This window comes from Knoellia sp. LjRoot47 (assembly GCF_964253435.1).
Lineage (GTDB): Bacteria > Actinomycetota > Actinomycetes > Actinomycetales > Dermatophilaceae > Knoellia.
Genome location: NZ_CAXUQS020000001.1, coordinates 718,217 through 730,046, shown reverse-complemented (window position 1 = coordinate 730,046; position 11,830 = coordinate 718,217). Strand labels below are relative to the sequence as shown.

The following is an 11,830-nucleotide window of genomic DNA, read 5'->3' as shown; positions in this document are numbered from 1 at the left end:
CAGGTGCGGAGTTCAGGGATGGCTCGAAGGCAGTCGGAGGCGGTCGGGCGCGGTCAGACGCGCTCGACGACGGTGGCGATGCCCATGCCGGCGCCGATGCAGAGGGTGGCGATGCCACGCTCGAGGTCGCGACGCTCGAGCTCGTCGACGAGGGTCCCGAGGACCATCGCGCCGGTCGCGCCGAGCGGGTGGCCCATGGCGATGGCGCCACCGTTGACGTTGGTCTGCTCCTCGTTCCAGCCCATGTCGCGCATGAGCTTGAGGGCGACGGCGGCGAAGGCCTCGTTGATCTCGACGAGGTCGATGTCCCTGGCGGTCATGCCGACGCGGTCGAGCGCCTTGCGGCACGCGGGCGCCGGTCCGGTGAGCATGATCGTCGGCTCCGAGCCGACGACGGCGGTCGAGACGATCCGGGCGCGAGGCGTCAGGCCCATCTCCTGGCCGACCTGCTCGCTGCCGATGAGGAGGAGCGCGGCGCCGTCGACGATGCCCGAGGAGTTGCCGGCGTGGTGCACGTGCTGGATCCGGTCGACGCTCGGGTACTTCTCGGTGGCGACGAAGTCGAACCCGCCGGCCTCGCCGATCCCGGCGAACGACGGCTTGAGCGACGACAGCGACTCCACGCTCGTGCCGGGACGGATCGTCTCGTCGCGGTCGAGGATGGTCAGCCCGTTGGCATCCCTGACCGGCACGACGGAGCGGGAGAAGTGTCCGGCCTCCCAGGCGGCGGCGGCGCGGGCGTGCGACTGGGCCGCGAACCGGTCGACCTCGGCACGGTCGTAGCCCTCGAGGGTGGCGATGAGGTCGGCGCCGATGCCCTGCGGCACGAAGTCCGTGGCGAGGGCGGTCGCCGGGTCCATCGCCCACGCGCCGCCGTCGCTGCCCATCGGGACGCGCGACATCGACTCGACACCGCCGGCGAGGAGCAGGTCCTCGAAGCCGGAGCGGACGCGCGAGGCGGCCTGGTTGACGGCCTCGAGGCCGGACCCGCAGAAGCGGTTGACCTGGACGCCGGCCACGGGCTCGGGCAGGCCGGCATACATCGCCGCGACGCGGGGGAGGACGGCTCCCTGGTCGCCGACGGGCGAGACGATGCCGAGGACGATGTCGTCGATCTGCGCGGTGTCGAGGCTCGGGTTGCGTTCGCGGACGGCATCGATGAGACCGGTGACGAGGTCGATCGGCTTGACCTCGTGGAGGGAGCCGGAGGACTTCCCCCGTCCGCGGGGCGTGCGGAGGGCGTCGTAGATGACGGCCTGGGGCTGCTCGGGCATGGACGTGCTCCTTCGAGGTGCGCGACTTCGGTTCGTCGAGCACGATACGCAGCCGAACCGATGGGTAACAACGGTGCCGGTGCGTCCCTCGTCACGTCCGCGTCGAGGGATCCTCGATCAGCGGCTGCACTCCAGGTCGCCGAGGTCGACGGCCGCTGCCATCGCGCGGTAGCCCTCGTCGCCCGGGTGGAGGTGGTCGCCACCGTCGTAGGCCGGGAGCATCCGGGACGGGCGCTGCGGGTCGCGGATCGCGGCGTCGAAGTCGACGACGGCGTCGAACTCGCCGGTCGTGCGGATCCACTGGTTGACCTGCACCCGGATGGCCTCGCGCTGCGCGGACCACCGGCTGCCGCCCTCCCACGGCGTGATGGTGCCGCCGACGATGCAGACGCCGCGGGCGTGCGCGCGGGCCGCGAGCTGGCGGTAGGCGTTGATGAGGTCGGCGGGCTTGGTCGCGAAGTCCCAGCGGAGGTCGTTGACACCCTCCATGACGACGACGGTCCGCACGTCGGGCTGGGCGAGCACGTCGCGGTCGAAGCGTGCCTGCGCGCTCACGCCCGAGCCGTCGGCGAGGACCCGGTTGCCGGAGATCCCGGCGTTCATGACGCCGTACTGGTGGGGCGTGGGCCGGGCGAGGACGCGCCGGGCGAGGAAGTCGGGCCAGCGGCGGTTGAGGCCGGGCGTGGACCGGTCGCCGTCGGTGATGGAGTCGCCGAGCGTGACGACGGTGTCGACCTGCTGCGGTGTCTCGACGACGGCCGACTCGACCCAGGCGTAGCTGCCGGTCGAGGTCGGGAAGGCGGCTGCGCTCTCGTCGGCGGCGTGGTCGCCCGGCGTCGACACCCAGTTGGTCTGGTGGGCCAGCTTGTGCCCGCTCACGGTGCCGGCGTCGCCGACGACGTGGACGCTCACGGCGAGCGTCGACTCGGCGGGCAGGTCTCCCGGCAGGGGGTCGCTGAGGACCTCGGCGCCCACCGGCACGGTCACCGACGTCTCGTCGCCGAAGGTGAGGCGACGGTTGGTGCCGGCCTCGACGGCCGCGCCCTGGCCGGCCTGCCCGACCCACACGGAGTCGAACGTCACCGGCACCGAGCCGAAGGCGTTGGACAGCGAGATCCGCAGTCCGGATCCGCCGACGCTCGTGTGGACGATGTTGCGCACCGTCTGGTCGGCCAACGTGAACGTCGTCGTGTCCACCGCCGTCCCCCAGGTCCCGACCGTGTTGGTCGGCCGTGCCGCGATCGTCGGCGCCGGCTGCGGCAGCAGGACCACGGCGGCACTCGAGACGACGGCCGCGACACCGGCGACGGCCGTGGTGCGCGGACTTGAGAGGAAGGTCACAGGAAGAATTGTTCATGCTCGGGCGCGCTCGCGCCACTCGGCAACGCGAAGGCGCCGCCCCCGGGTGGGGAGCGGCGCCTCTGCGCGGGTCAGGTCACTTGCGCAGGACCTGCACCTCGGTCACCGCGATCGTCTGCGCGCCGGCATACGCCGTCGTGCAGTCGGTCGCGTTGTTCGGGTCCTCGTCCTGCTCACCCTGGAACTGCGGGCCGCCCTGGCACTGGTTCGTGTCGAGCGCGATCCGCAGGTGGGTCGCCGCGGTCTGCGGGATGTCGAACGTCCGCATCTTGAGCTCCGGGGCGACCGGTCGGGGCGCCGCGCCGGGGAACGCGTCCGGTGCGGACGTGAAGACCGGGCGGAAGTCCGCGTCCTGCGTGCACAGGACCCGGCCCTTGGCGTCGCACGCGAGCACCGTGAACGAGCGCAGGTTCTGGAAGCGACCGGCTGCGCCCGGCTCCGGGAGGGCGCTCACCTGCACCTTGCGGACGACCTGACGGCCGCCGACGAGGTCGATGGTGAACTGCTTCTGCGCTGCCGAGGGTGCCGGGACCGTGGTCGCCGTCGAGCCCTCGTCGCCGTCGATCATCGCGGGGACGTCGACGCCCTCGCCGGTGACCGTGGCTCCCGCCGCGCTGCTCGCGAGGTTGGTGAGCAGCTTGACCGGCATGTCGCGGGTCTGGCGCGGCTTGGCCGTGAAGGTCACCCGGGTCTGGCCCTTGCCGGCGGCGAGCACGGTGTAGGTGCGCTCACCCGGCAGGATCGAGAACGTGTCGGCGAGGTCGGTCGCCGGGTCGGTGTCCGCGATCGGCGTCGAGCGCGCGGTGTACTCGCCCACGAAGAGCTGCGCACCGGGCACCGGACGGCCGTCCTCGTCGGTCGGGTTGAACCGCAGCGTCGCCGGGTCGCCGTAGGCCGAGGTGAACGACGGCGTCGGGTTGCTGTCGTTGCTGTTGACCGACGCCGCACCCTGACCGAGGCCGCGACCGGCGAAGCCGTTCCACAGCAGGTCCTGGTTGGCGCCGCCGAAGCGGAGCAGGTCCGCCGCGAGCATCGCGTTGCGGGCGTCGACCATGCTCACCGAACCGGACGGCATGAGCAGCCACGCGTCGAAGACGAGCTGCATCCAGCGGCGGTTGCCCGGGCACGAGGTGACCGGGGTGGCGCCGGTGGCGCAGCTGCGCTGGACCGTGGCGTCGCCGGTGCCGTAGCGCGCCATGAACGCGCTGCGGATGTCGCCATGGGTGGCCGACCAGATCTCGCCGTCGGCGTGGACCTGGGGGCCGGTGAGGTCGTAGCCCACGTTGCTGTAGTTGAGCGGGCTCTTGCTGAAGTTGTAGTTGCGGATGCCGCGGTCCTCGTTGCCCGTGACGTACGAACCCATCGGGGTCGCCGTCGCGCTCACGGGGACGTAGCCCCACTCCTGGAGGTACTCCGTGGCCATGAGGTCGGACCAGCTCTCGCCCATCGCACCGGCCTGGAGGCCGGAGAGGCCGCTGTTGGGGCCGCCCGCCATGCGGTTGCTGATGCCGTGGCCGTACTCGTGGCCGATGACCGACATGTCGTAGTCACCGTCGACGCACGGGGCGTAGAACGAGCCGGCGAGCGGCTGCCAGAGGTACATGTTGCTGTAGCCGCTCACGCCCTCGGGCGGGGTGCCGAAGTTGGCGTTGTTGCGCGAACCGGACTGGGCACCGGACTGGCTGTAGCCGAGCACCGGGTCGTTGCCGAGCCCGCCCTTCCCGGCGTTGTCGCGCTGGAAGTTCCATGCCGTCTCGGTGAACCCGAGCTTGTAGGACCAGTCATGCATCCGGTTGTGCATCGCGAAGAGGTTGGTCGTGGCCGCGTCGATGTCGTTGCGGGCACTGCTCGTGTAGTTCGCCGGGTTGCACTTGTTGGCCGACCACTGGTTGGTCCAGGGGAAGGTGTAGTTGCGGTCCGGGGTGAGCGGCGCCGGGTTGACGGCGCCGATGCCGCGCCAGCGCTCGCCGCTGTAGGCGTTGTTGCCGTTCGTCGTCGTCGTGCTCTGGCCGGTGAGCGGGTCGACGTCCCACGCCTTCGGCGAGGCGCTGTTGGCGACCGTCTCGGTGCAGCCGGTGGCCGTCGTCCAGCACCACTCGACGCGGGTGTCGGTCGAGCTGTGGTCGGTGGCCGGGGTTCCGGTGAAGACCTTCCAGCGCGGGTTGTCGCTGTCGAAGTCGACGAGCGACTCGCGGGCGATGACGCTCCCGTTCGTCGCATCGACGTAGACCGAGTAGCCGCTGTCGTCGCCGTCGCGGACGACCACCTGGTATGCCGTCCGCGCACCTGAGCCGGGGACCGGCACCGCGACCTGCTTGACCTGCTGGTCGCCGACGAGGCCCTTGGCCCTGAGGGTGGTCCAGCCGGCCTCCTTGCTGCGCTGGGTGGCGGCGCCGCTTGTGACGTCCGACGCCTTGGCGCCGATGTTGGCGGCGGCCTTCTCGAGGGCCTGCTCGGGGCTGACCGACGGGGCGGCGCGACGAGCCGAGCTCTCGCCCCGCAGCGGCGCGAGCGTCGAGCTGACGTAGCGGGCGCTGCCCTTCTCGACGGCGACGACGACGAGGCCGTCGATGCCGGCGGGGACGCCGCCGATGACCTGGCGGAGCATGACGACGGAGGAGCCGCCGACGGCGTTGGTGCTCACGTGCTCCATCGACGCGATGTCGGCGGCCGTGAGGCCGAACGCGGTGGCGTTGCGCTCGAGGTAGGTGCGGGCGGCTGCCACGGGCTCGGAGCCGAGGCCGGTCGCGAGCGCCGCCGTGCCCTCGGGCGTGACGGTGCCGACCGAGCCGAAGCGGTTGAACGTCACCGTCGACCCGCCCGTGCCGCGGCTGGCCTTGCCGGCGGGGGCGGCCGCCGACCTCTGCGCGGCCGTCGGTGCGACGGACGCCTTGCGCAGGTCGATGTCGGGCAGGTGGTCGTGGCTGTCGCCTGCGGGCGGGACCGATGTTGGCCGGTCGTTCGGCGCCGCCAGCGCCGTGCCCGACGTCGCGGTTCCCACCGCGACGGCTGCTGCCAGTGCCGCCGCGGAGAGGGTGACCCCGTGGCGCCTTCCTCCGTGTGTCATGTGGAACTCCCCTTGTGACAAGGGCACCCCCGACGGCCACGGATGTCGCGCCGTTCGACCTGGTGCCGCCACCAGCCAAGTCGGGGGTGGGTCAGCACGGCACCCCCCAAAGAGTCAGGAGTTGGCAAAGAAGCAGAGGCTACCGGGAGAAAGTCACGCGAACGGGATACGACGGTGGGGTTGCGGCGACAGCATGCGAGAGGCGCCGCACCCCACGAGGGGGAGCGGCGCCTCTCTGCGAGATCTCAGCGCGAGGTCACTCGACCCCGAGGCGGGCCTTGAGGCCGTCGAGCTCGACCTGGAGCTGGGTCGGCAGGTTGTCGCCGAACTTGGCGAACCACTCCTCGATCTGCGGGATCTCGGCCTTCCACTCCTCGTTGTCGACGGTGAGCGCCTTGGCGAGCTCGTCGGGGTCCATGTCGAGGCCCTCGGTGTCGATCGACTCCGGGGTGGGGACGTGACCGATGGCGGTCTCGACCGCGGCGGCCTTGCCCTCGATGCGCTCGATGGCCCACTTGAGGACGCGCGCGTTCTCGCCGAAGCCGGGCCAGACGAAGTTGCCCTCCTCGTCGCGACGGAACCAGTTGACGTAGAAGATCTTCGGCAGCTTGGACGCGTCGGCGTCCTTGCCCATGTTGATCCAGTGCTGGAAGTAGTCGCCGGCGTCGTAGCCGATGAAGGGGAGCATCGCCATCGGGTCGCGGCGGACGACGCCGACCTGGCCGGTGGCGGCTGCCGTCGTCTCGGACGACAGGGTCGCGCCCATGAAGGTGCCGTGGGTCCAGTCGCGCGACTCGGTGACGAGCGGCACGGTGGTCTTGCGGCGACCGCCGAAGAAGATCGCCGAGATCGGGACGCCCTGCGGGTCGTCGTACTCGGGCGCGAGGATGTCGCACTGCTTGATCGGGGTGCAGTAGCGGCTGTTGGCGTGCGAGCTGAGCTCGCCGGCCTCGCCCTTCTCGGGGGTCCAGTCCTCGCCCTTCCACGACGTGGCGTGCTCGGGCATGTTCTCCAGGCCCTCCCACCAGATGTCGCCGTCGTCGGTGAGCGCGACGTTGGTGAAGACCGAGTTGCCCTTGTTGATCGTCGCCATCGCGTTGGGGTTGGTGTGCTCGTTGGTGCCGGGCGCGACACCGAAGAAGCCGAACTCCGGGTTCACGGCATACAGACGGCCGTCCTTGCCGAAGCGCATCCAGGCGATGTCGTCACCGAGGGTCTCGACCTTCCAGCCCGGGATGGTCGGCTTGAGCATCGCGAGGTTGGTCTTGCCGCAGGCGCTGGGGAAGCCGGCCGCGATGTAGTAGACCTGCTGCTCCGGCGAGGTGAGCTTGAGGATGAGCATGTGCTCGGCCATCCAGCCCTCGTCGCGCGCCATGACCGAGGCGATGCGCAGCGAGTAGCACTTCTTGCCGAGGAGGGCGTTGCCGCCGTAGCCCGAGCCGTAGGACCAGATCATCCGTTCCTCGGGGAACTGGACGATGTACTTCTCGGGGTTGCAGGGCCACTTCACGTCCTGCTGGCCGGGCTCGAGCGGGGCGCCGAGCGAGTGCAGGGCCGGGACATACTTTGCCGCCTCGCCCAGGTCTTCGATCCGCCGCAAGACCTGGCTGCCGCAGCGGGCCATGACGCGCATCGACGCGACGACGTACTCGGAGTCGGTGAGCTCGACGCCGAACATCGGGTTCTCGGACTCGAGGTGGCCCATGACGAACGGGATGACGTACATGGTGCGGCCCTGCATGCAGCCGGCGTAGAGCCCGCGCATGAGGTCCTTCATCTCGTTCGGGTCCATCCAGTTGTTGGTGGGCCCGCTGTCCTTCTCGTCGACCGAGCAGATGTAGGTGCGGTCCTCGACGCGGGCGACGTCGCTCGGGTCGGACGCGGCGTAGAAGCTGTTGGGCTTCTTGTCCTCGTTGAGGCGCACGAACGTGCCGGCGGCGACGAGCTTGTCCGTGAGCCGGGTCCACTCCTCGTCGGACCCGGTCACCCACACGACCTCGTCGGGGGTGGTCATCGCGGCGACCTCGTCGACCCAGGCCTGGAGGCCTGCGTGCGTGGTGCCCTGAACGGGTGCGGCGGGGGCGGTCATCTGCGTCCGTTGTCCTTCCGGTTCCGAGCGTGAGCCCGGCTTTGTGGCCCGGTCGACGCCGGAGCCACCTCGGAGGCGATCCGACGACTGACCTGCTGGATGGTTCACGGTACTCGCATCGTGAGACGCATCTTGTCCCATGGGCGAGAACCGTGGCGGGTGCTCCGGGGAGCACGGTCTGTCCACCGTAGGAGGTCCGCCGGACAGGCACGGCAGCGGAAACCTTTCCGCACCTATGAGGTCGCTCACACGCACGCCTACCTGCGGGTATGCCGTCCGCCTCCGCCGCTTCGAGGCCTCGCGCGAGCGCGTCCGCGGACGGATTTCTCGGTATGCCGGGTGCTCGCGTATGCTTTCCGATCGTTGCCCCGACAGGGTGCGACACGCGCCCGTAGCTCAACGGATAGAGCATCTGACTACGGATCAGAAGGTTAGGGGTTCGAATCCCTTCGGGCGCACTCTGTGTTGAGACAGAGGGCGAGCCCCGGCAGCGGAAACGCGCCGGGGCTTCGTCGTGCCCGGGCCGCGACCGTGTGGGCTCGTGCATGATGCGTCCATGTCCGTCCTCTTCGACTACTTCGCAGCACCGTCCGACGAGATCGCGGCTGCGGTCGTGGACCGAGACGGTGGCCCGGCGGCACAGCACGGCGCCGAGGGGTTCGACACCGTGACCGGCTGGGGGATCGACCCGGTGGTCCAGCTCGGCACGCTGGAGTCGCTGCTCACCGGCAGGAGTTACGACGAGGTCGTCGAGGACGCGCGCAGCGGCCAGACCCTCGCGGTGCGGGACGGTGGGGAGCGGCTCGTCCTGGCGGTGACCGACGGCCTGACCGCAGCCCTGGTGGGCGCGGGGTCCGAGCGGCTCGCGAGCGTGGCTCCGCAGTGGTCGCAGACCGAGGAGTTCTGGGGAGGGGCCGACCCTGCTGACCTGGCCGAGTTCCTCGATCAGCTCTCGGCCCTTGCCGAGCGGGCCTCGGAGTCGGGGCAGAGGATCTACTGCTGGGTGTGCGTCTAGCTGTGATGTCCAAGGAGGTCGTCCCGCCCAAAGGCGGTGAGTCGCGCTGACAGGTGAAGGCCTCCGGTTGTGGAGTGGAGCTGTCTAGTTCACCGCTCCCAACCTGGAGGCCTTCGTGTCCCACGCGAACGCGACCCTGACCCCACGCACCCGACTGAGGCTGGCGCGCCTGATCGTCGAGCACAGATGGACGTACTCGGCGGCGGCGAAAATGTTCATGGTCGCCCCCAAGACGGCGAAGAAGTGGGCTGACCGGTACCGGTTCGAGGGCCCGGCCGGGATGGCGGATCGGTCCTCTCGCCCACACCACTGCCCCACCAAGACCCCGACCAAGGTCGTGCGTCAGATCGTGCGGTTGCGGTGGCGTCACCGCCTCGGCCCGGTCCAGATCGCTGGCCGGCTCGGCATCCCAGCATCAACCGTCCACGCCGTGCTCGTACGGTGCCGGGTCAACCGCCTCTCCCGCATCGACCGGGTCAACGGCGAACCATTGCGCCGCTACGAACACGACTACCCCGGCTCTCTGATCCATGTCGACGTCACCAAGTTCGGCAATATCCCCGACGGCGGTGGCTGGCGCTACGTCAGCAAGCAGCAAGGCTTCCGCAACCGGGCAGCCACGGACACCCAGCGCCGCAGGGGCAAGCTGCGTGGCCCGCTGATCGGGACCGCGTACGTGCACACCGTGATCGATGACCACTCCCGCGTCGCCTACGCCGAGATCTGCACGGGAAGATCGAGCGCTTCCACCGCACCCTGGCCGACGGCTGGGCCTACGCCCGGTTCTACGAGTCAACCAACCAGCGCAACTCCGCCCTGCCCAACTGGCTCCACTTCTACAATCACCACCGCGCCCACTCCGCGATCGGAGGCCACCCGCCAGTGACCCGACTGACCAACGTCCCTGGGCATCACATCTAGCCACACCTTGGCCACCACGACGAAGCCCCGGCAGCGGGATCGCGGCCGGGGCTTCGTCGTGTGGCGGGCTGGTCAGTCGGCGGTCTGCAGTGCCTTGACCTCGTCGCGCGCGGCCACGACCGCCTGGTGCTGACGGGTGACGACCTCGCGGAAGCCGGCGCTGAGGTCCTTCTCGAGCGCCTTCTCGTACTCGGAGACCGCGTGGTCCTCGCCGGTCACGGCAGCGCCGAGCACACCGCCGGCGTCATCGCCGGTGAGGGCGTCCTTGAGCGCGATCCAGCCGCGGTGCACGGCCGCGGCGGCGGTGCCGCTCTCGTCGACGTCGTCGCCGTACTCGTGGCCGAGCTCGACGATCTCGCGGCGGAACCCGGCCCGCTGCTGTGCCAGGCGCTCCAGGACGCTCGCCCACTCGGCGCGGTCGCTGTCGCGCAGCTTGGCGGCGGCGTCGGCGAAGCCCTTCTCGCCGTCGCGCAGGGTCTCGACCAGCTCCTCGGCAGCCTTCTCGTCGTCCGACATCAGTGCTCCTTCTCGTTGGGGTCACGACCCGGTGGGGCCTGCTGGCGACGCTACGTGAGCGGGACGGCATACAGGGCGGGAGAGGTGGCCTGACCTGCGGGAATGCGCGGGTCGTCGCAGGCATACGGTGGGGGGATGGACTATCGATACCTCGGCAACAGCGGACTCAAGATCTCCGAGATCACCTACGGCAACTGGCTCACCCATGGCTCGCAGGTCGAGAACGACATGGCGACCCGGTGCGTGCAGGCGGCGCTCGAGGCGGGCATCAGCACCTTCGACACCGCCGACGTCTATGCCAACACCAAGGCCGAGACGGTGCTCGGCGAGGCGCTCAAGGGTGAGCGGCGCGAGAGCCTCGAGATCTTCACCAAGGTCTATTGGCCGACCGGCCCTGGCGGCAAGAACGACACCGGCCTGTCGCGCAAGCACGTCATGGAGTCGATCAACGGCTCCCTGCAGCGGCTCCAGACCGACTACGTCGACCTCTACCAGGCGCACCGCTACGACACCGAGACGCCGCTCGAGGAGACGATGCAGGCCTTCGCCGACATCGTGCGACAGGGCAAGGCGCTCTACATCGGCGTCAGCGAGTGGACCGCCGACCAGATCCGCGAGGGCGTGCGACTGAGCAAGGAGCTCGGCTTCCAGCTCATCTCCAGCCAGCCGCAGTACTCGATGCTGTGGCGCGTCATCGAGGACGAGGTCGTCCCGACGAGCGCCGAGCTCGGTGTGAGCCAGATCGTGTGGAGCCCCATCGCCCAGGGCGTGCTCACCGGCAAGTACCAGCCGGGTCAGGCGCCGCCCGAGGGCTCGCGCGCCACCGACGAGAAGGGCGGCGCCGACATGATCAAGAGGTTCATGAACGACGACGTCCTCACCCGCGTCCAGGGCCTCAAGCCGATCGCCGACGAGGCCGGGCTGACCATGGCCCAGCTCGCCGTCGCGTGGGTGCTCCAGAACGACAACGTCGCTGCGGCCCTTGTCGGCGCCTCCCGGCCCGAGCAGGTCCACGAGAACGTCAAGGCCGCCGGTGTGCGGCTCGAGCCCGAGCTGATGGACCAGATCGACGAGGTCCTCGGCGACGTCGTCGAGCGGGACCCCGGCAAGACCGCCGAGACCGCACCACGGGAGCGCGTCGCCTGACCGGCGAATGCTGCGGGCCGTTCGACCGCAGGCGTCACCGCGCGCACGCATGGCCGGTGGCGTCTGCGGGTAGGTCTGGGGCATGGATGCACTGACGGTCCAGGGTCACTTGGCGATGCTGGTCCTCGCCGACGGCACCGTGACCCTGGTGAGGCAGCTGGGCGGCACCGCCAGCCGTCCGCCGGCGGGTCGTCGTGAGCGGATGATCCCGTTCGAGTCGATCACCGCCGTCGGGCTGGAGCCACCCACACTTCTCAGCCGGGGCGCCCTGACCCTGCGGCTGGTGGGTCCGCCCGGCGACGAGGCGCAGCCCGAGGTCGTCCGCTTCAGCCGGAGCCAGAGTGCCGCGATCCGGGAGTTCGTGGACGCGCTGCGTGAGTCCATGGCGACGGCAGGCCCCCCTCGGCAAGCGTCCGTCCCCGAGGGGTCGTCCTGAGGACCTG

At 70.2% G+C, this 11,830-nt stretch carries 8 protein-coding genes, 1 tRNA gene and 1 pseudogene; 5 read left to right on the top strand and 5 right to left on the bottom strand.

The genetic code is table 11. The features are described from left to right. Positions 1-53: 53 nt before the first annotated feature. The 4 genes from ACSQ11_RS03720 to ACSQ11_RS03705 form a co-directional block, all read right to left on the bottom strand. Positions 54-1,274 carry an acetyl-CoA C-acetyltransferase gene (locus ACSQ11_RS03720; protein ID WP_436003176.1) on the bottom strand — a complete coding sequence of 407 codons (1,221 nt, stop codon included), beginning with the start codon at positions 1,272-1,274 and terminating at the stop codon, positions 54-56. A gap of 117 nt (positions 1,275-1,391) precedes the next feature. Continuing rightward, positions 1,392-2,615 (bottom strand): SGNH/GDSL hydrolase family protein, encoded by a 1,224-nt coding sequence (locus ACSQ11_RS03715; protein ID WP_436003174.1) that lies wholly within the window; start codon positions 2,613-2,615, stop codon positions 1,392-1,394. A gap of 94 nt (positions 2,616-2,709) precedes the next feature. Beyond that, the gene (locus tag ACSQ11_RS03710; RefSeq protein WP_436003172.1) at positions 2,710-5,700 is read right to left on the bottom strand and encodes a M36 family metallopeptidase; all 2,991 of its coding nucleotides are present in this window, start codon (positions 5,698-5,700) and stop codon (positions 2,710-2,712) included. 256 nt (positions 5,701-5,956) lie between these two features. Beyond that, positions 5,957-7,789, bottom strand: a complete 1,833-nt coding sequence (locus ACSQ11_RS03705; RefSeq protein ID WP_436003169.1) for a phosphoenolpyruvate carboxykinase (GTP) — start codon at positions 7,787-7,789, stop codon at positions 5,957-5,959. Positions 7,790-8,174: 385 nt separating this feature from the next. Here ACSQ11_RS03705 and ACSQ11_RS03700 point away from each other — a divergent pair. The 3 genes and pseudogenes from ACSQ11_RS03700 (at position 8,175) to ACSQ11_RS03690 (ending at position 9,725) form a co-directional block, all read left to right on the top strand. Further along, positions 8,175-8,247, top strand: a tRNA-Arg gene (locus tag ACSQ11_RS03700). A gap of 98 nt (positions 8,248-8,345) precedes the next feature. After that, on the top strand, positions 8,346-8,804 hold the full coding sequence (locus ACSQ11_RS03695; RefSeq protein WP_436003168.1) for a hypothetical protein: 459 nt from the start codon (positions 8,346-8,348) through the stop codon (positions 8,802-8,804). Positions 8,805-8,919: 115 nt separating this feature from the next. Continuing rightward, positions 8,920-9,725 (top strand): annotated as a pseudogene (locus tag ACSQ11_RS03690) (helix-turn-helix domain-containing protein). Between the two features lie 72 nt (positions 9,726-9,797). On the opposite strand, the gene ACSQ11_RS03685 reads toward ACSQ11_RS03690, so the two are convergent. After that, positions 9,798-10,241 (bottom strand): PA2169 family four-helix-bundle protein, encoded by a 444-nt coding sequence (locus tag ACSQ11_RS03685; protein WP_436003166.1) that lies wholly within the window; start codon positions 10,239-10,241, stop codon positions 9,798-9,800. 135 nt (positions 10,242-10,376) lie between these two features. Here ACSQ11_RS03685 and ACSQ11_RS03680 point away from each other — a divergent pair, with 135 nt between their 5' ends. Beyond that, positions 10,377-11,387, top strand: coding sequence for an aldo/keto reductase family protein (locus tag ACSQ11_RS03680; protein WP_436003164.1), 1,011 nt, complete (start codon positions 10,377-10,379; stop codon positions 11,385-11,387). A gap of 82 nt (positions 11,388-11,469) precedes the next feature. Beyond that, complete coding sequence (locus ACSQ11_RS03675) at positions 11,470-11,823, top strand: hypothetical protein (RefSeq protein WP_436003162.1); 354 nt, start codon at positions 11,470-11,472, stop codon at positions 11,821-11,823. The last annotated feature ends 7 nt before the right edge of the window (positions 11,824-11,830 follow it).

Bases quoted from the DNA above. Each gene is read 5' to 3' on its own strand.
- ACSQ11_RS03685 (WP_436003166.1), bottom strand. From the start codon at position 10,241: ATGTCGGACGACGAGAAGGCTGCCGAGGAGCTGGTCGAGACCCTGCGC.
- ACSQ11_RS03710 (WP_436003172.1), bottom strand. From the start codon at position 5,700: ATGACACACGGAGGAAGGCGCCACGGGGTCACCCTCTCCGCGGCGGCA.
- ACSQ11_RS03675 (WP_436003162.1), top strand. From the start codon at position 11,470: ATGGATGCACTGACGGTCCAGGGTCACTTGGCGATGCTGGTCCTCGCC.
- ACSQ11_RS03720 (WP_436003176.1), bottom strand. From the start codon at position 1,274: ATGCCCGAGCAGCCCCAGGCCGTCATCTACGACGCCCTCCGCACGCCC.
- ACSQ11_RS03680 (WP_436003164.1), top strand. From the start codon at position 10,377: ATGGACTATCGATACCTCGGCAACAGCGGACTCAAGATCTCCGAGATC.
- ACSQ11_RS03695 (WP_436003168.1), top strand. From the start codon at position 8,346: ATGTCCGTCCTCTTCGACTACTTCGCAGCACCGTCCGACGAGATCGCG.
- ACSQ11_RS03705 (WP_436003169.1), bottom strand. From the start codon at position 7,789: ATGACCGCCCCCGCCGCACCCGTTCAGGGCACCACGCACGCAGGCCTC.